The 22,242-nt window shown below is 63.6% G+C and carries 17 protein-coding genes and 1 tRNA gene; 11 read left to right on the top strand and 7 right to left on the bottom strand.

What is annotated here, in order from left to right:
* The first annotated feature begins 91 nt into the window (after nucleotides 1–91).
* Both GA615_RS21105 and GA615_RS21100 read left to right on the top strand, forming a co-directional pair.
* The gene (locus tag GA615_RS21105; RefSeq protein ID WP_152053313.1) at nucleotides 92–1,045 is read left to right on the top strand and encodes a class I SAM-dependent methyltransferase; all 954 of its coding nucleotides are present in this window, start codon (nucleotides 92–94) and stop codon (nucleotides 1,043–1,045) included.
* Between the two features lie 86 nt (nucleotides 1,046–1,131).
* Nucleotides 1,132–2,226, top strand: a complete 1,095-nt coding sequence (locus GA615_RS21100; protein ID WP_161602471.1) for an SDR family oxidoreductase — start codon at nucleotides 1,132–1,134, stop codon at nucleotides 2,224–2,226.
* Nucleotides 2,227–2,252: 26 nt separating this feature from the next.
* On the opposite strand, the gene GA615_RS21095 is transcribed toward GA615_RS21100, so the two are convergent.
* Both GA615_RS21095 and GA615_RS21090 read right to left on the bottom strand, forming a co-directional pair.
* Nucleotides 2,253–2,825, bottom strand: coding sequence for a hypothetical protein (locus tag GA615_RS21095; RefSeq protein ID WP_152053311.1), 573 nt, complete (start codon nucleotides 2,823–2,825; stop codon nucleotides 2,253–2,255).
* A 72-nt stretch (nucleotides 2,826–2,897) separates the two neighbouring features.
* Nucleotides 2,898–6,140 (bottom strand): PAS domain-containing protein, encoded by a 3,243-nt coding sequence (locus GA615_RS21090; RefSeq protein ID WP_152053310.1) that lies wholly within the window; start codon nucleotides 6,138–6,140, stop codon nucleotides 2,898–2,900.
* Between the two features lie 231 nt (nucleotides 6,141–6,371).
* Between GA615_RS21090 and GA615_RS21085 the strand changes: the two genes are divergently transcribed.
* Together GA615_RS21085 and GA615_RS21080 are read left to right on the top strand one after the other, a co-directional pair.
* The gene (locus tag GA615_RS21085; RefSeq protein ID WP_152053309.1) at nucleotides 6,372–6,794 is read left to right on the top strand and encodes a secondary thiamine-phosphate synthase enzyme YjbQ; all 423 of its coding nucleotides are present in this window, start codon (nucleotides 6,372–6,374) and stop codon (nucleotides 6,792–6,794) included.
* Nucleotides 6,791–7,315 carry a peptide chain release factor family protein gene (locus GA615_RS21080; protein WP_152053308.1) on the top strand — a complete coding sequence of 175 codons (525 nt, stop codon included), beginning with the start codon at nucleotides 6,791–6,793 and terminating at the stop codon, nucleotides 7,313–7,315. Before GA615_RS21085 ends, GA615_RS21080 begins: the two co-directional genes overlap by 4 nt.
* Nucleotides 7,316–7,317: 2 nt before the next feature.
* Here GA615_RS21080 and GA615_RS21075 read toward each other — a convergent pair whose 3' ends face one another.
* The 3 genes from GA615_RS21075 to GA615_RS21065 all read right to left on the bottom strand — a co-directional run bounded on the left by GA615_RS21075 (nucleotide 7,318) and on the right by GA615_RS21065 (nucleotide 11,663).
* Entirely contained in the window at nucleotides 7,318–9,096 is a 1,779-nt protein-coding gene (locus GA615_RS21075) for a Na+/H+ antiporter NhaC family protein (protein ID WP_161602470.1), read from the bottom strand.
* 140 nt (nucleotides 9,097–9,236) lie between these two features.
* Entirely contained in the window at nucleotides 9,237–10,379 is a 1,143-nt protein-coding gene (locus GA615_RS21070; RefSeq protein WP_152053306.1) for a mechanosensitive ion channel family protein, read from the bottom strand.
* Nucleotides 10,380–10,460: 81 nt separating this feature from the next.
* Entirely contained in the window at nucleotides 10,461–11,663 is a 1,203-nt protein-coding gene (locus tag GA615_RS21065) for a glycosyltransferase (protein ID WP_235905593.1), read from the bottom strand.
* 332 nt (nucleotides 11,664–11,995) lie between these two features.
* On the opposite strand from GA615_RS21065, the gene GA615_RS21060 reads away from it, so the two are divergent.
* The 5 genes from GA615_RS21060 to GA615_RS21040 all read left to right on the top strand — a co-directional run bounded on the left by GA615_RS21060 (nucleotide 11,996) and on the right by GA615_RS21040 (nucleotide 16,971).
* The gene (locus tag GA615_RS21060; protein WP_152053305.1) at nucleotides 11,996–12,973 is read left to right on the top strand and encodes a sialidase family protein; all 978 of its coding nucleotides are present in this window, start codon (nucleotides 11,996–11,998) and stop codon (nucleotides 12,971–12,973) included.
* A gap of 221 nt (nucleotides 12,974–13,194) precedes the next feature.
* Complete coding sequence (locus GA615_RS21055) at nucleotides 13,195–13,422, top strand: hypothetical protein (protein ID WP_152053304.1); 228 nt, start codon at nucleotides 13,195–13,197, stop codon at nucleotides 13,420–13,422.
* Nucleotides 13,423–13,538: 116 nt separating this feature from the next.
* Complete coding sequence (locus GA615_RS21050; protein ID WP_161602469.1) at nucleotides 13,539–15,500, top strand: mechanosensitive ion channel family protein; 1,962 nt, start codon at nucleotides 13,539–13,541, stop codon at nucleotides 15,498–15,500.
* A gap of 358 nt (nucleotides 15,501–15,858) precedes the next feature.
* Entirely contained in the window at nucleotides 15,859–16,209 is a 351-nt protein-coding gene (locus GA615_RS21045) for a response regulator (RefSeq protein ID WP_161602468.1), read from the top strand.
* Nucleotides 16,210–16,491: 282 nt separating this feature from the next.
* Nucleotides 16,492–16,971, top strand: coding sequence for a response regulator (locus GA615_RS21040; protein ID WP_152053301.1), 480 nt, complete (start codon nucleotides 16,492–16,494; stop codon nucleotides 16,969–16,971).
* A gap of 49 nt (nucleotides 16,972–17,020) precedes the next feature.
* Here the strand turns inward: GA615_RS21040 and GA615_RS21035 are convergent, their stop codons facing one another.
* On the bottom strand, nucleotides 17,021–19,732 hold the full coding sequence (locus tag GA615_RS21035) for a M14 metallopeptidase family protein (RefSeq protein WP_161602467.1): 2,712 nt from the start codon (nucleotides 19,730–19,732) through the stop codon (nucleotides 17,021–17,023).
* Nucleotides 19,733–20,031: 299 nt separating this feature from the next.
* Here GA615_RS21035 and GA615_RS21030 point away from each other — a divergent pair.
* Nucleotides 20,032–20,105, top strand: a tRNA-Arg gene (locus tag GA615_RS21030).
* Between the two features lie 566 nt (nucleotides 20,106–20,671).
* Nucleotides 20,672–21,004 carry a cupin domain-containing protein gene (locus GA615_RS21025; RefSeq protein ID WP_152053299.1) on the top strand — a complete coding sequence of 111 codons (333 nt, stop codon included), beginning with the start codon at nucleotides 20,672–20,674 and terminating at the stop codon, nucleotides 21,002–21,004.
* 267 nt (nucleotides 21,005–21,271) lie between these two features.
* Here GA615_RS21025 and GA615_RS21020 read toward each other — a convergent pair whose 3' ends face one another.
* Nucleotides 21,272–22,024, bottom strand: a complete 753-nt coding sequence (locus GA615_RS21020) for a hypothetical protein (protein ID WP_152053298.1) — start codon at nucleotides 22,022–22,024, stop codon at nucleotides 21,272–21,274.
* Between the last annotated feature and the right edge of the window lie 218 nt (nucleotides 22,025–22,242).

Below are 22,242 nucleotides of genomic sequence, written 5' to 3'. Positions count from 1 at the left end.
CGTTCGCCGGGGCTTGACCCCGATTCGATTCGGGGCGGCAAGAGACAGGGATGGGTAGCGATCCGATGGTCTTGGTCAGCGGCGAGGACTCATGCACACTCCGGATAATGATCGGGCTGGAACAGGGATCGGCATGGCGGCCGCGTTCGAGGGGGCCAATTCCGGGGGGACGAGCGGGTTTTATCCGCTGGTGCTCCGATGGTTTGGAATGCTGCCCTTTCAGCGTTCGACCGGCGGCGGCACCACGCTCCGAAAACGCCTGACCCGCAGCTGGTACGAGTTTCTGAGCTTCATGGACCGTCGGGTTCACCTGATGTTCATGAACTACGGTTACGCAACCCTCGACGGGGATGAACCGACGGTTGCCCTGGAGCCGGAAGACGGCAAGTACCGCTACTTCATCCAGCTTTATCACAAGGTTGCCAGCGCGATTGATTTGCGCGGGAAGTCGGTGCTGGAGGTCGGTTCGGGACGAGGAGGAGGCGCCTCGTTCGTGTGCCGGTATCTGAATCCGGGCTCGATGACCGGCATGGACTACGCCGATCGGGCCGTGAAGTTCTGCCGACGAACCTATCACGAGGATGGCCTGAGTTTTGCTTCGGGAGATGCCGAGCAGATGCCCTGGCCCGATGAGTCGTTTGACGTGATCTTGAACGTCGAGTCGTCGCATTGCTATCCGCACATGGATCGGTTTGTTCAGGAAGCGTATCGGGTGCTTCGGCCCGGTGGGCACTTGCTCTTTGCCGACATGAGGCACCGCGAGGTGATCGGCTCGGTCTTCGAGTCGTTCCGCTCGGCCGGCTTCGAGATCGTTGAGGAGCAGGAGATCACCCGAAACGTGCTCCGGGCCCTGGAACTGGATAACGATCGCAAGAGCACGCTGATTCACCGAGAGGTACCCCGGGTCTTTCGCCCGATGTTCCGATGCTTCGCCGGGATGGCGGGGACCGAGTCGTTCCAGTCGTTCGCCTCGGGGGAATGGGTGTATTGGAGATTCGTGCTTCGCAAGCCCGAAGCCTCTGGCGGTGTGTCCGCCGGCGCCTGACGAGGCGATCGCCTCGATTCGATTCAACGATGACTGCCAGGGTCGAGCTTCAACGGTGTCCCGAGATCGAGGAATTGAGCCAACAGATGAGTGACCGGCCCCTTTTTATCACCGGAGCGACCGGCGCGCTGGGTCGCCGCCTGATTCACGAGTTACTTGACACCACGGACCGGACGCTCTATCTGCTGATCCGCCGCAAAGGGCGGCTCTCGACGCAGGATCGAGCCCGCAAGCTCCTGGCCCCGCTCGGGCTCGATGCCCTGGTCGGTTCTCGGGTCAGGGCGGTCGAGGGAGACGTGACCCAGCCGGGGCTTGGCCTCGATCCGGCCGACCGCGACCGGTTGCGCCGCGAGGTGGTCGAGTTCTTCCACATCGCGGCCCTGACCGAGCTGAACGGCAGCAAGGACCAGTGCGACCGCATCAACATCGGCGGCACGACCGAGGCGCTGCGGCTGGCCTGGGACCTGCTTGAAAACGGCCGGCTCGAACGCCACTTCCACTTCAGTACCGCCTACGTGCCGGGGAGCCTTCGCCCCTATCGGTCGCTCGAAGACGAGATGGCTCCCGAGCCGGCGCATGCGAACCATTATGAGGCGAGCAAGTACGAGGGAGAGCGGCTGGTTCGCAGTGCGATGGATGCCGGCCTGCCGGTGACGATCTTCCGGCCGAGCATCGTCGTTGGCGATTCGGCCACGGGGGAAGTGACCGAGTTCAATGTCATTTATCCGTTCTTCAAGCTGTATGTTCATGGGATTTTGAACGTCTTGCCCGCTCGGGCCGACGAGACGTTCAACATCGTGCCGATCGACTTCGTGACACGAGCAGTTCGGGCAATTGCCTCGCGGCCGGACTCGGTGGGCAAGACGTACCACCTGACCTCCGAGCGGCCGCCGTCGATCGGCACCTTGCTGCGCGTCAAGGACATCGAATTCCCGAAAATGCCCCCGGTGACGCTGGTCGATCCGGAAGAGTTCGACCGGGGCACGCACTCGTTTGTTGTGAACAAGGTGCGGCGATTTATCGAGCCTTACCTGGGCTATCTGCGCTGTCAGTTGACCTTTGACACGTCGAACGCTCGGGCCGCGCTCGACGGCTCGGGAATCGCGTTCCCGGAAACCGATTACGAGTTCCTCAAGCGGATCTTGCAGTACGCGGTGGATCGGAAGTATCTGATCGCCTGAGGGGATCGGATTAAAGGCGGCTCGGCTCAGCGGTTCCGGGGGCTCAGGCCCGGAACCTGGCCGAGGGTCTCAACGATCGTCTCCACCCGACGGTTGATCGACCCGATCGGGCTGCTGATGCCGTCGAGCTTCTCGTTGGTTTCGACCAGCCGACCATCGACGCTGCCGAGGGTGCCGTTGGTGGTTTGAAGCTGGGCATTGGCCAGGTTGAGGCGATCGTTGGCCGTCTCAAGCTGTCCGTTGGTCTGGGAGAGTCGATCGGCCACAGTGGTGATGTCGCGGTTGACCTCGGTCAGCTCGATGCCAAGCTCGGCGATCGTCGCGTTGGTCTGATGGAGTTTCGTTTCGAGCGTGGCGACCCCGTCGTGGACCGAGGCAACCTCGTCTCGGGTTTCCCCGAGCGTCGTATTCAGGTCGCCGAGGTTGCTTCGAACCTCATCGAGCCGGTCGTTCAGCCCGCCGATCCGTTGATCGACCGAAGCGAGGTACTGGTTGGTCACCGAGAGCTGCGCGTTGACCTGATCGAGCCGGTCGGTCAGGGGAGACAGACAACCGCCAAGTCCAAGCAGGAGCAGCGGGGGGATCGGGAACCGATTCATCCGGACCTTGCTCCTTTGGAAACCTTGTCGGATCGTCCAGTTGTCCTTATCGGCGCGATTGCAAGGGAAAGATCAAGGATTCGGGCCGGATCGGGTTGCCAGTCGCGACGCGGCGATCAGCTCCTCGATCACCTCCGAGTCCACCGGCTTGACCAGGTGGTGATCGAAGCCGGCGGCTTGCGATCGGCGATGATCTTCCTTCTGCCCCCAGCCGGTCAGGGCAATCAGCAGGGCGTTGGCGCTGGACGCGGAGGCGCGGAGCCTTCGGGCGACCTCGTAGCCATCCATGCCAGGCAGGCCGATGTCGAGCAAGACCACCTCGGGCTTGAAGGCTTCGGCGGCCTGGAGCGCCTGAGGGCCGTTGTGGGCGAGCCGAACGTCGTGCCCGGCGAGCTTGCCCAGAAGCGTGCCCATCGTGATGGCCGCATCGCGGTTGTCGTCGACGATCAGGAGCCGAAGGGGAGTCTCCAGGGTGGGCCGAGCGATCCGATCGTCGAAGGAAGGGTGATCGGCCGCGGCGGGGAGCAATTCGGGGGTGGTGATTCTCGGCAAGCGGACCACGAACTCGCTTCCCTGACCCAGGCCGTTGCTGTGAGCCCGGATGGTTCCACCGTGCAGCTCGACGAGCATTCGAACGAGGCTCAGACCGATTCCGAGGCCCCCTCGATGTCGGCCCGGCCCCTGATCGGCCTGGACGAACAGCTCGAAGATCTGAGCCAGGGCCTCCGGGGCGATGCCGATGCCGGTGTCCTTGACCTGGATCATCGTCTCATCGTCGTCTGGGGCAATCGTCAGCGTGATGCGACCTCCAGCATCGGAGTATTTGGAGGCGTTGGTCAGGATGTTCCAGAGAATCTGCTCGATCCGGGCAGGATCGGCCTGAATCCAGATCGGTTCGGACGGAAAATCGACCGAGAGGGCCTGGCCAATCTCGGCCACCTGGGTTCCCACGGCCGAGACGACGCGACGGGCGACCGAGACGAGGTCGATCGATTCCCGACGCAGCTCGATGGTGCCCCGGCTGATTCGGGTGACGTCCATCAGGTCTTCGATGAGACGGGCCATGTGCGCGACCTGACTGCTGGCCATCGCTCGCATGGCTTCGCGGTCGGCGGCTTCGGGGTCTTGCTTTCGAGCGGATTCGGGAAGTTTAAGCAGTTCGAGGGCGGTGCGGATCGGGGCCAGGGGGTTGCGCAGCTCGTGGGCGAGCACGGCCAGGAACTCGGTCTTGCGCCGGTCGGTTTCTCGGAGTTCGAGGTAGAGCCGGGCGTTTTCAAGGGCGATGGCGGCGCGGCGGGCGAGATCCTCGACCACGGGAAGGTCGTCGGACGAGAAGCGGCGATCGGTGCTGGTCATGGCCAGCCCGAAGGCGCCGATGGTTTTCCCGGCGACCATCATGGGGACGATCAGATGAGAGACCGGCCAGGCGGGGCGAAAGCGTTCCCGACGGTCGGGGTCGGGGATCAGGCTGGCGAGCGTTTCCGAGTCGATCTCGGCCCGCAGGTCGGGCACTCCGGTTCGAAGCACCTCGGCGACCGGAGACGAGCCGTTGGGGTCGATGCGGGAGGAGCCGAGGACATCGACCATCACCTGCTCGATGCCGGGGTCGTGGTGGGCGATTGCCGCTCGCCGGATGGTTCCGTCGGGCTCGGTCAGGTAGACGACGCAGGAATCGGCCAGGCCGGGAATGACCAGCCGAGGGACTCGCCTGAGGGTGCCTTCCAGATCGGTCGGGTTTGAGAGGAGGATCCCGGCGTCGGCCAGGAGATGGAGCGTGCGTTCGGCGCGTTTGCGGTCGTCAATGTCGGTCCCCGAACCGATCCATCGCTTGATGGTTCCGTGAGCATCTCGGACCGGGACGCCACGCCCGAGGTGCCAGCGGTAGTTCCCGAAGCGGTCTCGGATGCGATATTCCCCCTCGAACACCTCGCCGGACTGGTAAGACTGGTGCCATCGCTCGAAAATGCCCGGGAGGTCGTCGGGGTGGATGGCCTCTCGCCAGCGATCGAGGACACCGGGATCGTCGGGGGCCATTCCCACATAGTCGTACCAGCGACGGTTCAGGGAAAGGAGGTCACCGTCGGGATCGGCGGTCCAGACGATCTGGGGCACCGCATCGGCGAGCAGGCGGAAATGGCGTTCGGAGGCGCGCAGCGCGGCCTCATCTTGCTTGCGGGCGGTGATGTCTGCGCAGACGCCGATCATACGGATGGGGACGTTCTCGTGATCGCGGATCACGACGCCGCGATCGGAGAGCCAGACGATCGAGCCGTCGGGGCGTTGCAGCCGGAACTCCGACTCGTACGAATTGCCCTGGTTGAGCGCCTGGCGAAGGCATTGATCCAGCCTGGGCAGATCCTCGGGGTGGACCAGTGATCGGAAACTGTCGAAGGTGCCCTGAAAGCGTCCGGAGGGAACTCCGAAGCTGGCGAGGTGATTCTCGGCCGATTTGACGGTTCCGGCGCGGATGTCCCAGTCCCAGGTGCCGAGGCGTCCGGCCTCCATGGCGAGCCGCAGGCGTTCGCGGTCGGCGCGTTCGGCGTTTTCGATGCGGAGGCGTTCGGAAACGTCGCGGAGCACGACGACCAGGCCGCCCTGGCCCTGGCCGTCGTCTTGAATCGCCGCCGAAGTGGCCTCGATGGGGAGTTCCGAACCGTCTCGACGGTGGAGCAGGGCGGGCTCTCCGGTGCGGTGGACGATGCCGCCGCGCAGGATCTCGGCCACCGGAAGCTCGGCGGTCTTGGTGGTCCGTGGGTCTCGGGTGTGGAAGACGGTTTCCAGAGGCTGCCCGATGGCCTCGGAGGCGGTCCAGCCGGTGAGGTGCTCGGCGATGGGGTTCAGCTTCACGACCAGGCCATCCTCGCCGGCGACGATGACCCCCTCGCCGAGGCTCGAAAGAATGGCCTCAAGCCGTTCTCGCTGTTGGCGTTCGGAGGCTTCGGCTCGGAGGCGTTCGCGCGATTCCGACTCGTTGCGCCGCTGGGCTCGATGGTACGATTCGCAGAGCCAGACGATGACCAGGCTGGTCAGCAGAAACGTGGTGATTGCCGTGACATCGGCCGCCCCTGGGACCAGCGGTTCTAACTCGGGAACCACGAACAGGGCTGCGCCGGCGACCAGAGACACGGCGATCGCCAGAATCGCAGGCAAGGTGCCGAGGTACAGCGCCGCGAACAAAATGGCGGGATAGAAGGTCACATACGGCTGCCGAGTCCCGAGTGACGGGTCGAGGAGAACGCGGAGGCCGATCGACAGACCGACCGCGGCCATTGCGAACACGTAATCAACAATGACAGGTCGAGGGTGACGATGCATGACCGGGAGACTCGACGGCAGAGATGAAGGCGTCTCCACGAAATCCTCTTGGGGGCAACTCCGAGGCGGATTGCGCTGGACAGGTTGCTATCTTACTCAATGTCGATGACAGAATCTCCCCCTCTCGACGAGTCTGGGGGTGGGATTCCGAGGGGTTCGGCAGACGTGCAGACGGGACAATGCTCGGGACGTTCCCGTGACGAAGTGAGGACGCAATCGGAGGTCCGTGGGATGAAGTCGCATACCGAATACCTGACGTTCACCGTTCCGGCCCGGATGGATTTTCTGAACATCACGTCTCGGGTGGAGGAGGCGGTTCGATCGAGCGGCGTGCAGGAAGGGCTTGTGCTGGTGAATGCCATGCATATTACGGCATCGGTGTTTATCAATGATGATGAATCGGGGTTGCATTCCGATTACAAGCAGTGGCTCGAAGGGCTGGCGCCGTTTGATGCGTCTCCGCAGCGGTATCGACACAATCGAACAGGGGAGGACAATGCCGATGCTCACCTGAAGCGTCAGGTCATGGGGCGGGAAGTGGTGGTGGCGATTACCAGGGGGAAGCTCGACTTCGGGCCCTGGGAACAGATCTTTTACGGCGAATTTGACGGGAATCGACCGAAGCGGGTCTTGATCAAGGTGATTGGCGAATGAACACGCCATCAGACCAGGGCCCCCACCCCTCGGCCGAGCCGCTGGATCGGCTCCTGGCCGACTGCGAGGTGAAATTTGCTCGGCGATCGGGACCAGGGGGGCAGAACCGCAACAAGGTGGAGACGGCGGCGATCTTGACCCACCGGCCGACCGGCCTCTCGGCTGAGGCCAACGAGCGGCGATCGCAGGGGGAGAATCGGGCGGTCGCGCTGATGAGGTTGCGGGTTCTCCTGGCGCTGGAGGTGCGCCGCCCGGTCGACTCGGAGGCCGGGCCGAGCGCCTTGTGGCGCTCGCGTTTGAAGGGAGGTCGAATCGAGGTCAGTCCGTCGCACGACGACTTCCCCGCCCTGCTGGCCGAGGCGATCGATGCCATTTCCGCCTCTGATGCCGACGTGAAGGCCGCGGCCGAGGCCCTTGGCTGTTCGGCCTCGCAACTGGTCAAGCTGCTGAAGCTGGAGCCGAGGGCCATGAAGCGGGTGAACTACCAGCGCGTGGCGGTGGGGCTCCGGCCGCTCAAGTGAGCTCAGAAGATCAGGACCAGGGCCGTTGAGAGCAAGGCCCCAACGCCCGCCACGGCCAGGGCAAGCGGCGCCTGAGTGGTGACGTGGTCCATCAGGTCGCAACCCGTGAACATGCTGGAAAGCACCGTGGTGTCGGAGATGGGGGAGCACTGATCGCCAAAGACGGCTCCTCCAATCACCGCGCCGAAGCAGACCTGCACGAAGAACTGAATGGAAGCCCAGTCGGCTCCTCCGGCCGCGGCGACCTGGCCGAGGGTCATCGGGTCGATCCCCAGGCGGGTGGCGGCAAGGGTCAGGGCCAGGGGAACGGTGATCGGGAAGATCACCGCATACGTGCCCCATGAGGAACCGATTGAGAAGGCGATGATCATGCAACTGAGCATCAACATTGCCGGCAAGAGGGCGGCCGGGAGCCAGCTTCCGAAGATGGAAACGACAAAGCCGGCCGTGTCCAGGTCCTTCGACACCTGGCCGAGCGTGACCGCCAGGCCGAGGATGATGGCCCCGACCGTCATGTTCCGGCAACCGTCGAGGAAGCCGTTCATGGCCGTTTTCACAGGCATGCCCTTGAGGACGGCGATGAGGATGGCCGAGGCCGTGCTGAAGAAGAATGCGTGATTGATCATGTTCGTTTTCAGCACCGCGAGCGGGACGATCGCCAGGAACAGGAGGATTCCGAGCGGTACGAGGAAGTCGATGAGGCTGACCGGGTAGCCTTCCTCGGGGCTGCCTTCCATCGCCTCAAGGTCGACCAGAGGACGGGCCTCGGGGGCGTCAAGCTCGCCGGTGCTGCGCGATCGTTCGATGGCCCGTCGCATTTTCGAGCCGTACCAGGGGAGCAGGCCGAAGCTGAACAGGAGGGTCGAGAAGACGGCAAGAATGCCGTAGAAGTTGAACGGGACCGACCAGAAGAACCAGTCGCTGCCGACCCTTGAATTCGGCACCAGGACGAAGTTGCCGATGGCGGCGGTTGTGGCGCCGGCAATCAGGCCACCGACATAGAGCGGCCAGGCATTGAACGGAAGCACCGTCGCCGCGGGAGAGGCAGTCGAGTCGACCAGATACGACAGTTCTTCATGACTCACCCGGTTTCGGTCGCTCACCGGCCGGATGGTTGATCCGGCAAGCACCGTGCTGACGGTCCCCCCCTGGTGGAAGACCATGCCGACGATCCAGGCAAAGAACCGCGCGGTGTTCGGGCCGCGAACGACTTTCGCCCCCACGACCTCCGCAAAATGCTTTGCCGCTCCGGTTCGTCCCCAGACGCCGAGAATTCCGCCAAGGAACCAGAGGTACACAAGTAAAATCGTGGCATATGATTCGGTGCCGAGCGCCTTGAGGAAGAAATCGCTGATGAAGTCCAGCTCTTTCGGAACCCAGAGTCCCACCGCGAATCTTGCCTGGAAGAACTTTACCACGGAGCCGCTCACGATTCCGGCAAAGAGCGAGAGCAAGACATCTCGCGTCCAGAAGGCCAGGCCCAGGGCGACGACCGCCGGCACAAGCGATGCGATGCCGAACCATCGGACGTGATCGACCAGAGCTTCGCCGAACCCGACGCGATCGACCGTGCCATCGCCGACATCGACCCCACCGGCCTCGATCCGGGTCCAGACCTGGTCGGGAACCTCGTCTTCCTGGCGATTCAACACGCCATCCGCATTGTCATCAAGGCGACCGTAGAAGCGATCGAGCCGACGCTCGATGGCTTCAGTGGCCTCTTGCCTTGCGTGGGCCTCTGGAACCGGGACTGCGCCGAGGACCAGCACGCTCAGACTCACCACAACGGACCTCAGCCGCGGTCGTCGGCGAGGTTGCATCGGGCGAGGTTCGGTGAGTTCGGACGAGGTAGGCATGGGTGGCAATGGGGTCCGAAGGGCCTCGAAACGGGGCGATGAGGTGGCTCGGGAAGCGTTTGATTTCAGGAGGAGGTTCCGGTGAACCCACTCACCTGGGAGCGGCCGGCGCTTTGCTCGACGTAGAGAGACCGAGAGGGGAAGGCGAACTCAACGCCGAGCGATTCCATCCGGCGCATCAGAGAGAGATTGATGGATTGCTGAAGATCCATGTACTGGTTGTAGTCGGGGCTGAGGACGTAGTAGACGACCTCAAAATCGAGTGAGCTGTCGCCGAACTTGGCGAAGTGGGCGCGATCGAATCGGACCTGATCGAGGCTCTCGATCGTTTCCCGGACTTCCTCGGGAATGCGTTGAAGGATGTCGGCCGGAGTGTCGTATCGCACGCCGAAACCGAAGGTGACCCGGCGTTCGGCCATGCGTTTGTAGTTGCGCACTCGGCTGCCGATGAGGTCGGAATTCGGGAAGACAATCTGTTCCCCGCCGAGGCTCCGGACGCGGGTCGTCTTGACGCCGATGAATTCGACGACACCCATATGATCGCCTGTGATGATAAAGTCGCCGACCTCGAACGGCTTGTCGAGCACGATGGCCACGGAGCAGAAAATGTCTCCGAGGATTTGTTGCAAGGCAAACGCCACGGCGATACCGCCGACCCCCAGACCGGCCAGGAGCGGCGTGATCTCGACCCCGAAACTGCCGAGGATCAGGATGAGGATGATTCCCCAGAGACCGGCCAATGCGAAGAATCGGACGACTCCGTGCGCGGTCCTCGCCGCTGATTCGCTGAAGTTGGCGAACCGGAAGCCGTGCGTCAGCCCCTCGTCAATCAGGCCCATCCCCCAGCGCCCGGCTTGCAGAAACAGGACGATCAACGAGAGGGCGCGAATGGTGTCTCCCACGGCGACCGCGGTGGGATCGATAGACCCCCGGAAATCCACCAATGTTTGCGCGAGGTACGCCGCCAGGGCCACGATGCTGATGGGCCAGGTATGGTCGAGAATCTGGCAGAGATAGTCGTGCAGGGGCAGCTCGGAGCGATCGGCCAGCCGACGCGATCGGACCTTTGCCACGGCCATCAGAATGCGAAAGAGCAGGGCGAGCCCGACGAGCAAGCCCAGAAAGACCGCCCACGATCCCAACGAAATGCCAAGCAGGGTTCGATCGTTCAGGACGATACGCATTTGTTCCCAGGTTTGTGTCATCATGATCGACTCCTGATTGCTCCGGATCGGTTCGGAGCGAAGGTAGCACGATCACGGACCCCTCGCAACGACGCGGCTCGTCGATCAATCGATCGCACACGACCCCGTGTCCGCTTCCGAATGCTTCAGGCCGAGGACCGAGGCCCAGAGGGTCTCGTAGGCTCGGATCACCCGATCGATGGTGAAGTGCTGCTCGATCCGATCACGACCCGCCTGGCCGAACCGCTGCAAGCGAGGCCGATCTGAGGCCGCCTCGACCAGGGCTAAGGCGAGCGCCTCGGCATCTCCGGGAGGGACGAGCCAGCCGGTTTCTCCGGCAAGGACGAGGTCTTCGGTCCCCTCGACCTTCGTGGCGACGACGGCCTTTCGGGCGGTCATGGCCTCAAGGACGACGTTGGGCATCCCCTCCCAACGCGAGGGGAGGACGAGTAGATCGGCCGCTTTGAGCAGGCCCGGCACGTCGGATCGGTGGCCGAGCCAGTGTATGCGATCGCCGGGAAGGCGAGCGGCCACGTCCGACCCGATCAACGCGGCACGATCGGGGCCATCGCCGACGATCGCCAGGTGCCAGTCGGGGCATTGCCGGACGACTCGATCGGCGGCATTGAGCAACGTCGGCACGTCTTTTTGCGCATCGAGGCGTCCGACGAACAGCGCGAGCAAGGCGTGGTCGGACACCCCGAGGGTCGAGCGATCGGCAGGAGTTGCGTCGTCGATCGGGCCGGGGTCGATCCCGTTCGGGATGACGACCAGGCGGTCGGGGTTGAGTTTGCCGACGCTGATGCTGAAGCGGCGAACCCCTTCCGAGACGCAGACCGACCCGGTGCCCAGCGGCGCGGTGAGTCGATCGAGCGTCACATGCCACGACTGGCGATGTTCGGCCACTCGGAGGCCGCCGAGGACCCAGGGAGCACCGGCCATCGGAGCGGCCAGGCGGCTGGCGACGTTGGCGTGAAAGAGGAAGCTTTGGACGAGGAGCGGTTGGACGGCCCGCAGGGCTCGGGTAAGCCGGACGACGGCGGCGATCGGGCGTCGGGGGTTTACGTCGAGACAGGTCACCGGAATCTCGGCCGATCGAATCGCCGGGGCGAGCGGCCCTTCCGGCCCCAGAGCGATCACGAAAGGGGACCATCGGCGTCGATCGAGCCCGGTCGCCAGCGCCACCAGGGCCCGTTCCGCTCCGCCGATGTCCAGCTCGGTAATGACCAGCGCCACCGGCACCGGCCGATCGGGCCAGGGGAGGTTCGGGGACTCGTCCAGGCGACGGGCAAGGGGCGTTTGCAGCACGATCGGACTCGGAGATGGGGTGTCGGGATCTCACCATCGAGATTCGTCGAAATTCAGTGTAGCCGACGCGCCCTCGGCTCGCCCGGATCGGGTCGATGCCGGGAGTCGAGCGGGCGGGCGGCTCGAACACGGCCGACGGCCTGTCTTGCCCAATCAACCGGAGGGGGGAGGGGGCATTGGACGCATGTGTCTGATACAACGATCGGTTCCGAACCGTCGTTCGAGGCTTGTGTCGCTGGCTGGGGACACCACCCCGGATCGGTCCGGGCCAGTGGGTTGCCAGGCGCGATGATGCGGGCCTTTTGTTTCAAAGAACAGAGGATCCAGATCCCATGACGTTGCTACTTTCGCTCACGATCACGCTCGCCTTGCCGGCCGATCAGGCCGAGCTGGTTGAGGTCCGCCGCATCTGGAACGAAGGGGAACACAACGCCTTCACCGACCTGATCCGCTTCAAGGATCGTTGGCTCTGCACCTTTCGAGAAGGGCAGGGGCACGTCTCTCCCGATGGTGCGCTTCGCGTCATTGCCTCGGAGGACGGCGAGCAGTGGAAATCGATCGCCCTGGTCACCTCCGACACGGCCGACCTGCGTGATCCGAAGCTTTGCCTGACGCCTGATGGTCGCCTGATGCTCACCGGAGCCGCTGCGCATAACAATCCGGGTGACAAGCCGCGCCATCAAACGATGGCCTGGTTTTCCGACGACGGCGAAACCTGGGACGGCCCGCACCCGATCGGCGATCGAGGCTTCTGGCTCTGGCGGGTGACCTGGCACGAGGGCGTTCCGTACAGCGTCGGGTATTCGACCGGAGCGGAGCGGACCTCGCGGGTGGCTCGACTGTACCGAGGGGTCGATGGCGCGGCCGATCAGTTTGAGCCGCTGGTGGAGACCCTGTTCGAAGGAGGAGAGCCGAGCGAAGCCACCTTGCGATTTCTTCCCAGTGGCGAGGCGCTCTGCCTACTCCGTCGAGACGGGGCGGAGCCGTCGGCCCAGCTGGGCCGATCGACCGCGCCGTTCACCGAGTGGAGCTGGACCGATCTCGGCGTTCGCGTGGGAGGGCCAGACTTCATCCGATTGCCCGACGATCGCCTGATTGCGGTGGTTCGTCTTTACGACGGCGGCGCGCGCACCTCGGTTTGCGAGCTTGATGCGGAATCGGGCAGTCTGACCGAATTGCTCGAATTGCCCTCGGGGGGCGACACGAGTTATGCCGGTTTGGTCTGGCACGAGGGCCAGCTCTGGATCAGCTACTACTCGTCGCACGAGGGGCGAACCTCGATCTATCTGGCGCGGGTGACCCTTGGGTGATCCATTCTGATCCCCCGGCTCGGAAGACGGTCACGCTTCGAGGAAATGGTGTAAGCGTTGATTTCATCATGGTTTCGGAGCGTGGTGGTCTTGGGGATGGGCGCAATGCGTGCGTTCTTCGATGATCATGGCACGCGATCTGCATCGCCTGATCAGGAATTGTTGCCGTACCGACAGGGTCGGCGGCCGTCATCACGGACGCAGGAGGGAGGGAGGGTGCCATGATCATTCGAATTTTTGATCGGGGGGCCGCGACGATCATCGAGACGCCGGACGATGTGGTTGTGCATCGAGGGCGGGTGATCGGGCTTCCGGACATGCTGGAGGTGCGTGGGTCGGCCGGACAGGAGGCGGTGTTGCTGACGGAGTCGGTGGCGATCTCGGCGGCTCGGCTCGGTCTGTACGGCTTGAAGGTTGTCGAGCAGTTGCCCACGAAGGTCCGGACCTGAGCGCTTCCGCGATGGAAGTGGACCGGGGTGGATGGGATCGGATTGCACGGAAGAGAACTGAGGGAATGGAGGTCGGCGGCGGTTTGCCGAACAGAGTCTTGATGGTGAGGCAAGGGATGGTGAGAGCAGGGGCCCTGCTGCTGGGCCTCTGGCTCTGCGGCCTTCACAGTGCGAATGCTCAGTCAGGAGGTCCGCTCGGGGCGATGGTCGGCGGGGAGTCGTCTTCGTCTGCTTCGGCCGAGGAATCGTCTGGTGAGGGTAAGAGCGGCAACGGTCAGAACGCGATGGATATGCAGAGCGATGCCTATGTGCATCGCCCTGTGCTGAATACGGGGCTGCCGCCGATCAAGCCGGTGGTGGATCGGGAGACGCCGCAGGCCTCGCTCGCCAACTTTGTCGATGCCTGCGAGGCGGATGATTACCGCCGCGCCGCGTATTCGATGAACCTGAACGATCTGCCCTGGCTCGATCAGTCCGAAGACGGGCCGAAACTCGCTCGGATGCTTCACGAGGTGCTGGAGCAAAAGCTCTGGATCGACTGGGATGACGTTCCCGATCGTCCCGACGGCCAGCGATTCGGGTACAACCTGGAGAAAGCGCAGGGGAACGACTCGAATCGTCCCAAGACGTTCTATCATCTGGGAACCATCTCGCTCGATCATCGTGATGTGGATGTGTATCTGGAGCGGGTGAAGGTTCCGGACGCGCAGCCGGTCTGGGTCTTTTCTCGGAGGACGGTCAGTGCGATTCCGGCGCTTTATCGGGCCTTCGGTCCGAGCGAGCTGGAGCAACGGCTCCCGGAGTCGCTGACGCAAACCAAGTTCTGGGGGATTGCGCTCTGGCAGTGGATCGGCATGGTGGTCTTCGGGCTCATCAGCCTGGTGACGGGTCTGGTGGTGCAACGCGTGGTCGAGCGGTTGCTCCGTGCGCAACGTGCTCGACAGTCTGGGCGCGTCATCGACCTGAGTCTGGCGCTGGCCGATTCGGTTCATGGGCCGATTGCGGTCGTGGTCGGCCTGGTGGTCTTCAAGTTGCTGGCATCTCAGCTGCTTCGGCTGGCGGGGCCGGTCATGGCGATGGTCGAGCCGTTGATGTTCGTCCTGATCGTTCTGACAACCACCTGGCTGCTCTCTCGAATGATCGACTTTGCATCCGCCCGATTGAGCGACCGGTATGAAGGGGAAGATCACGCCGGCAACGCCCATGAAATGCTGACCCGGATCAAGGTTGCCAAGCATTTTTTCACGGTGGCGGTGTTGCTGGTGGGCCTTGGGGTGGCGTTCTGGCAGTTCGAGTGGTTCCAGGCGATGGGGTACAGCCTGCTGGCCTCGGCCGGGATTGCGGCTCTGGTCTTGGGCCTGGCGGCGCAGCGACCGCTCGGGAATCTCTTTGCCGGGGTTCAACTGGCGCTGACCCAGCCGGTTCGGGTTGGCGATGCGGTGATTTTCAATGGCGAATGGGGGTGGATTGAAGAAATTGCCGTGACGTATGTGGTGATTCGCACCTGGGATATGCGACGCCTGGTCGTGCCGACCTCGCAGTTGATGGACAACGCGGTCGAGAACTGGACCAAGGGGGGCGAGAACATGATGAAGCCGGTGTATCTTTATGCCGACTATCGTGTCAATTTCGCCGCTGTTCGAGACGAGCTGGAACGCATCCTTCGACAATCCGACGACTGGGATGAAGAAGTCCCCCCGATCCTTCAGGTGACCAACTGCACCGAGGAAACCGTCGAGTTGCGGGCCCTCTGCTCGGCCAGAGACCCGTCGGTCGCCTGGAACCTTCATTGCCAGGTCCGAGAGCAGCTCATTGCCTTCCTTCGAGACCTTGACGATGGGGCGTATCTGCCGCGCACCCGGATCGCAATGGTGGGTGAAGATCAAGCGCAGCTTTTGGAAGACCAGTCTTCAACCGGGCGATCCAAGGGCAAGGGCCGTCCCTCACGATCCGAGGGGCGCGGCAGCCGTGATTCGAGGAAGTCTCGAAAAAAGGCCCGGACACGAGAAGCCCAGGCCGCCGAGCAGAACCGCATGGGCGGTGATCCCGGCAACGACGGTGAGGCCAAGGACGGCTGATCGTTCTTCGGAGATTCCTGCCTGGGAACGTGTCTCTCCCTGGATTCCTTTGGGAGCGATCTCCGAGGAGATTCGGTTGGCGATCGGGTGCCGCCCTGCGAGATGCGAGGGGCCGCGGTGTCTGATCGAAGGGAATGTCCCGCTCCAGAAGGGGAGCTCGGGCCCATAACCAGGAGAGCCCCTGAGAACGGCCTGAAGGTTGCATCAAACAATTCGCCGTTTCCGCTCCGACTCGACGAAAAGGGCCTTGCTGTGTATGATTGAGTGTATCGAGCGCCGGAGTCGCAATGGTGTCCTGACGCTCGCGCCTTTTCCTGAGATGGAACGCCCAAACCGGCATGACGCCGAGGAGCGCCCTGTGCAACCGAAGCTTCTGATCGTTGAAGACGATCGCTCACTGCTGGAGGTCTGGAGAACGATTTTCTCAACACGCGGTTGGGACGTTTCGACAGCCACCACACTGGCCGAAGGGCTGGCGCATCTGGAGCCCGCGCCGGACTATCTGATTCTGGATCTGGAACTTCCCGACGGCAGCGGCGAAGCGATCCTCAGGCAGATTCGGGAGTTGGGGCTGAAGACCCGAGTGGCGGTCACGACGGGATCGGACGACCTGTCTCGGCTCATCGACCTGCACCCCGAAGCCCTCTTTCAGAAGCCGGTCGATGTGGCCGCCATCTGGCAGCAGGGAGGATTTGCCGAGGTCAACTGACCGGGCACGCCACCGTTGCCGGCGATCGATCGCCGGCGAAGAATGCGATGGGCTCCCCTTGTGAGCGCGGCTCGATCGTTGGGATCGTGTCCGTGGTCCCTGGCCGTTGCGATTTCACAACACGATGTCCGTTTTGGGCCATCGGTGCGATGACCGGCGCGCTTTCTGCTTGCCAGGCCACTCATTGCGAAAGACAATTCGCGTAGCGTTGGTCTGTGAATCGTGTGCCAGTGACCCACACCTGAGTGGGATGATGCCGGTCTCTCGGCGAAGGGGCCTTGAATGGAACCGGCCAGCCCGAATGGGCCTGTGGAATCGTCTCGCCCTGAATCCTCAAACGAGCCCGGCAAGGGAATTCGGATCTTGCTGGTGGAAGATCATGCGGATATTGCCCGGGTGCTCGCCACCTTGCTGGCACGGGCCGGGCATATCGTGACGACGGCGGGGAGCATGGCCCGTGCCGAGCAGATTGCGACCACGTCTGGCCCGTTTGACTTGTTGATCAGCGACCTGAGCTTGCCCGACGGTTCCGGTCTGGAACTGAAACGGCGGCTCAGGTCGATTCCCGGCATTGCGGTTTCGGGCTACAGTACCGAGGTCGATCTTCAGGAGTGCCTTGATGCCGGGTTCATGGACCTTCTGGCCAAGCCGATCGAGTTCGCGGCCCTGAAAGAACTGATTCGCCGCATCGACTGGTCGAAGTCTCCGACCGCCGAGCGTGATTCGGGCACCAGGGAGGACGGGCCGTCGTCACGCGAGTGAACGGCCCCATCTCCTCTGATTGGGTTCTGCGATCCACTGATTGACGAACTCAATGACCCGGTCCGAAGAACACGGCGTTGCGGAACAACCGCTGGGTGACCGGAGAAAGGACCCGCGCGTTTGGATCATCCGTGAACCCGATGATGTGCCCCTGGCCGATGGATTGCGAGAGAACCAGCGGCGATCGGACGATGGCCTGGAGCGTGTCGGGCCAGCAAAAGCCGCTCACCGGCTCGCCCTGGGGATCGAACGTCACCAGATTCCGACCTTCGGTTGCATCGAGCGGATCGACGATCAGACTTGTCTGGGTCAGCACGTCAATCGACTCGGGGAGGCCCACCGTCACCCAGTGATCGCCGTAGACGGTCGCTCGCAAGATCGCCCCTGGAACCGATCGGGGGGGCTCCTTCGGTGCGTCTTCCGCCCCGGCAGAATCGGCGTCGGTGACCGATGGTTCGGAAGGTTCAACCGGGTCGAGTCCTTCGCCGGGAATCGGTGAGACGGAGACCTCCCGGCGACGGGTGGGGACCAGGCCGATCTCCTCCTCGATGCCCCACCGCAGCGCACCGTTGACCAGAATCAAGGTGCCGCCGTCCGTCACCCATCGCTTCAAGCGAGCGGCGGTGTCGGCGTCGAAGCCCGATGATGGGCCGTAGTTCCCATCGGGAAGGATGATGACGTTGAAGTCGTCCCGATCGATGGCATTGGCCAGCGACGAGGCCGCGACCCGCGTGGTCGGGTACTTCCAGACCTGATCGAACAGATACCAGGTATGGCCGACGAAGGGGCTGACCGGCCGATCGACGGCGAGCAAGACCTGAGGAGGCTTGACCCACGTCACATTCGGCCCTCCCAGACCGGCCCCCTCGTCGACGAAGCTGGAGTCGATGCCGGTGATCGTCAGGTGGTGGCGCTCGGCGGCTTGCCGGACGGCGTCGTGCAGGTGATCCGGATTCTCGGCCGTCCGAAGCAGGAGCGTCCCCGCGTGGAACGATTGACCGTCGATGACGAACGGTTGATCGACCGCATGAACGCGAAACCCCTGTTGCAGCCACTCGGACAGGGCGTCGAGCGCGGTCTCATCTTCGGTCGGGACCAGATAGCCGACGATTGGGCGATCCGGTCCCTCAACGGTGCCGGCCGGGGGGCTTCCGTCGGCGTCGATCGGCTCGGCGACCGGTTCCTGAGCCGTTCGACCGCTGAGGGCTTCGATGCCGAAGGTCAGGGGCAAGGACCAGGCGGTCACGTCGTAAATCTCGTCGCCGAGGCGATGGGCTTTTCGGTCAAGCTGGCGGGCGATGAAGTCCTCGTCCATCTCCTGTCGATCGGCCAGCAAGGTCTCGGCGAGACGTCCCGCCGGCTGGGCCGCGGGAACATAATAGCTTCCCGACGGGGCGAGCTGGGGGAAGCCGCCTGCCCCCGGATCGACCTCCACCGGCTCGGTCAGGCGATGGACCTCGATGCCGTTGGCCTGAAGTACGCGAGCGAGCGAGGCGGCCCGGTTCGGCGTGGCACCGGGCAGCAGGAAGACCTCGGGAGCTTCCCCCGATCGCCCGCGATCGATGGCCTCGGCCCGGCCTTCGGTGAAGGTCCTGAGAAGGTCGGCCCGGCCGTTCGAGGCCGCCTCGATCGTCGCCAGTCCGCTGACGTAATGATGGCGGACGGCGTCGTGGTAATGTAGCGTTGTCTCGTCGTCTCGATCGACGAGCAAGCCTCGAACGCCTGCCTGTTCCCAGAGAATCCCGAGCCCTCCGTGCATCATCGGCCAGGTTGAGCCATAGCCGGGATAGAAGGCGTCGAAGATTTCCCGCGTCGTGTAGGCGAAGCCGAACCGATCAAACAGCTCGGCCTGACGCCGACCGATCCGGGCGACCCAGTCGGCCTGCCTTGGGGTAATCTGGGGGTTGAGCGGGTCGGACGAGGGGTCGAAGTAGTAGGTCGAATCGGCTCCCATTTCATGAGCGTCGACATACACCTGGGGTTGCCAGTCGAGATAGGCCGCCACCTTGGCCCTCGTCTCGATTTGCGAATGAAGATACCAATCTCGGTTCATGTCAAAGAGATAATGATTAAATCGCCCCCCCGGCCACGGTTGAATTCGTTCGCTGGCGACGGCCGAGGCCTGCGGGAAGACGCCTCGAGCGCTTCGGTACGAGGCGAGGAACCGTTCCCGCCCATCCGGGTTCTGGAGCGGGTCGATGATGACGATCAGATTCTCCAGCCATTGCTTCGTCTCGGGTCGTTGATCGGCCAGCAAGGTATAGGCGGTGAGCAGGGCCGCGTCGGTCGACGAGGTTTCATCGCCATGCACCGCATAGGCCAGCCAGACGACGGCCGGCGCTCGATCGATCAGGGCGTCCATCTCGTCGGGCGCGATCATCCGGGGGTCGGCCAGTTTCAGGTTCTCCGTCCTCGCCTCGTCGAGCCGCTCCATCGTCTCGGCCGAGGTGATGACGAGAGACACCAGATCACGCCCTTCATACGATTGTCCATAACGCTCCAGCTTTGCCCGATCGGGAGCCGCCTCGACGAGCGCTTCCAGGTATCGGATCGCGTCGGAGTGACTGGAAATCTCCGCTCCCCACGGATGCCCCACCACGTCTTCGAGCGTCGGGATTTCCGGGTCGGCCTCGATGCCCGACATCGGCAAGAGCCGGCTTCGATCCTGCCCCTCCGCCGTTCCCGAGACGCCGCCCCACGCCACGCAGAGCCCGATCACCCCCCTCCCGATGACGCTCGGGAGGCCGAAACTGTTCCACATCCTCACGCCAGAGACTCCCGGTTGCCTGACTGGACCCCGCGGCCGTTCTTTCCCCGCGATCCCCATCAGACCGCGTCGTTGGCTCCGCACCCTTATCCGCCCGAACCTCCACCGCGTCAAGCAACCTGACGCACCGATCCCCCCGCGCCCTTCGCTCGCCTGGCGCGTCCTCCCCTTCAGCCTTCCCCCTCCCTTCCGATCTCGACTTCTCCCCTCCTTCAATTTCTCCCTTGCTACAGACTTCCCTAACCCGACCCCAGCCGTTAGAATCATGTCACAATCGCCACCACACACCACACGCACCCGTAGCTCAACTGGATAGAGCATCGGTCTACGGAACCGAAGGTTACAGGTTCGAATCCTGTCGGGTGTACTCATCGAAGCGAGCCGCTTCCTCTCGGGGCGGCTCGCTTCTTTTTTGCCATCTGCCTGGGAAATCAGGGTTTGCGTCAGACCGATCCCGACTCTTTCGGCGATATCTCCGACTCACCACCGGTCGTGAGCCGGGGTGAGCCGGAGTCAGAATGAGTGAGTCTACTCAACAGATTACTCAACAGATTTTGTGCGGATGTTCACTGAAAATGCCGTGTCTGGGATATCGGGAGCCGCACCAACTTCCCGGCACCGAGGGGACAAACCCGCTTCAGCAGAAGCGAGCGTGGAATGACCTAGGCAAGAAACAGGTGATCTGCCTGATTGGGATGAGCCTTGGCTCCGTCTCCGAGTCGGTCATTTCTCCAAGATATCGAGCCCTCTCTCGCGGCCAAGATCGGCCCCCTTGCGTCTCCCTTCATGGAGGAGCGAATCGATTCGACAGAAAATTGGACTTTGGTGTCCGATTTTGGGCGGGTATCCTGGGAAGCGGCTCAATGGTCGCGAATCCGAGGCGTCATCTCGACATTTATCCGACCCGACCCAAGCCGTGAGGAGGACTTCCCGATGGCCCTGAACCATGCGAAATCCGGTGAGGTGATCGACGTGCGGCCCCTGGGCTCGGCGCTGGCCGACGCCCGGACCACGACCCTGGTCAAGGCCGACCGCCTGGAGGTGCTGCGGCTGGTCCTCCCGGCGGGCAAGGCGATCGCGGAACACCGAGCCCCCGGCCCGATCACCGTCCATTGCCTCGAAGGCCGGGTCGCCTTCTCAGCCCTGGGCGAGGAGCGGGAACTGGAGGCGGGCCGGATGCTCCACCTGGAGGCCGGTGAGCCGCACGCCCTGCGAGGGATCGAGGACGCCTCGCTGCTGGTGACGATCGTGCTGGGCAAGGGCTGAGTTGCCCTCCGCATGCCTCGATTCCAAGTCCGACGGGGAGGGCACCCGGTTACTCGACGGGCAGGGAATGGGGTCGCTCAACGAGGCATCGGCCCGCCGAACCAGGCAGATCATGCAAGGACGGGGGGCAATCGGGCCGTGAGGGCGTTCAAGACGCGGTGCGGCTCGACGACGAATCAGGGCTCGGCCGAGGCGGCGGGAAGCGGTCGGACTCCGGGAAGGACTCGCGGCCCGAATCCGTTTCAAAGACCGATCCCTCGGGTCACCTCATCGGGTCGAGCGTCCCGGCACCATCCAAATGCTCCTGAGCAGTTCATCCATTTCGGGATCGTGCCGCTGCAATTCCGACCGGACGAAGGGGTAGAAGTCGTTGGTGCCGAAGAATGCCTCGGTCGCCTCGGCGAAGTATTCCATCGGGTTGACCAGGGCATAGGCCCGCTCGTCCTTGCCGTTGATGTGGAGCACCGAGTCGTAGCGCCCCTCCTGCCTGGCCCGCTCGAAGACGCCCTTGATCGCGGCGTTGTCGAAGCCATCGTCGAGGAACCGGTGGTGGTAGCCGTGGGCCAGTTCGTGGAGCACCATCCAGGGCTGGGCCAGCGTCCAGTCGAGGAAGTTGCGGGCGTTGGCCACCTCGATGCACCCGGCCTTCTCCGGGTTCATGCCGTGCTCGCGGAGCCAATGGGCGTCGGGGTGGTAGGCCATGCAGGGGTGGTTCGGCTCGTCCTCCTCGACCCAGATGCGGATGAGCCGGAGCGTCTCGACAGCCTCGGCAGGCACCCGACGGATGATCTGATAAAGCTGGACGCGGAGCAGTTCCAGCGTCCGGGCGGCCAGTTCGGGATGGTCGCCCAGGAAGTCCTCGTGGACGAGCACGGTCCAGCCCTCGATGTCCCGAACCTCATAGCACGAGGTCGGGGGATAGCGAGGTGGTTCCTCCTGATCGTCGGCCTGGGCTGACATCACGAAGGGGACGAGGACGAGGCTGGCGACTCGAAGGGGGTGATCCATCCAACGGGGCATCGCAACGATCTCCTGGGAACAACGCAGGGACGGGCCGGGTTCGTGGTCGAGCACACAGGCGGGCATCATGCAAGCGGAATCGATGGCGGGATTGCCCACAAGGGGAATGATGCCCGCCCGAAAGGTCGGTGGCCGGTCCCGTGATCAAGGGGGGCGAACTGCTCGCGGCGGCGACGATGCCGAATTCGCTGGATTTCGAGAATCAAGGAGGGATCGAC

The sequence above is a fragment of the Tautonia marina genome (assembly GCF_009177065.1).
In the GTDB taxonomy this organism is placed as follows: domain Bacteria; phylum Planctomycetota; class Planctomycetia; order Isosphaerales; family Isosphaeraceae; genus Tautonia; species Tautonia marina.
The sequence above is the reverse complement of the archived record's forward strand: the minus strand, read 5'-3'. Positions and strand labels throughout refer to the sequence as shown.

Bases quoted from the DNA above. Each gene is read 5' to 3' on its own strand.
- GA615_RS21020 (WP_152053298.1), bottom strand. From the start codon at position 22,024: ATGCCCCGTTGGATGGATCACCCCCTTCGAGTCGCCAGCCTCGTCCTC.
- GA615_RS21035 (WP_161602467.1), bottom strand. From the start codon at position 19,732: ATGTGGAACAGTTTCGGCCTCCCGAGCGTCATCGGGAGGGGGGTGATC.
- GA615_RS21080 (WP_152053308.1), top strand. From the start codon at position 6,791: ATGAACACGCCATCAGACCAGGGCCCCCACCCCTCGGCCGAGCCGCTG.
- GA615_RS21050 (WP_161602469.1), top strand. From the start codon at position 13,539: ATGGTGAGAGCAGGGGCCCTGCTGCTGGGCCTCTGGCTCTGCGGCCTT.
- GA615_RS21090 (WP_152053310.1), bottom strand. From the start codon at position 6,140: ATGCATCGTCACCCTCGACCTGTCATTGTTGATTACGTGTTCGCAATG.
- GA615_RS21105 (WP_152053313.1), top strand. From the start codon at position 92: ATGCACACTCCGGATAATGATCGGGCTGGAACAGGGATCGGCATGGCG.
- GA615_RS21095 (WP_152053311.1), bottom strand. From the start codon at position 2,825: ATGAATCGGTTCCCGATCCCCCCGCTGCTCCTGCTTGGACTTGGCGGT.
- GA615_RS21040 (WP_152053301.1), top strand. From the start codon at position 16,492: ATGGAACCGGCCAGCCCGAATGGGCCTGTGGAATCGTCTCGCCCTGAA.
- GA615_RS21060 (WP_152053305.1), top strand. From the start codon at position 11,996: ATGACGTTGCTACTTTCGCTCACGATCACGCTCGCCTTGCCGGCCGAT.
- GA615_RS21100 (WP_161602471.1), top strand. From the start codon at position 1,132: ATGAGTGACCGGCCCCTTTTTATCACCGGAGCGACCGGCGCGCTGGGT.
- GA615_RS21085 (WP_152053309.1), top strand. From the start codon at position 6,372: ATGAAGTCGCATACCGAATACCTGACGTTCACCGTTCCGGCCCGGATG.
- GA615_RS21055 (WP_152053304.1), top strand. From the start codon at position 13,195: ATGATCATTCGAATTTTTGATCGGGGGGCCGCGACGATCATCGAGACG.
- GA615_RS21070 (WP_152053306.1), bottom strand. From the start codon at position 10,379: ATGATGACACAAACCTGGGAACAAATGCGTATCGTCCTGAACGATCGA.
- GA615_RS21025 (WP_152053299.1), top strand. From the start codon at position 20,672: ATGGCCCTGAACCATGCGAAATCCGGTGAGGTGATCGACGTGCGGCCC.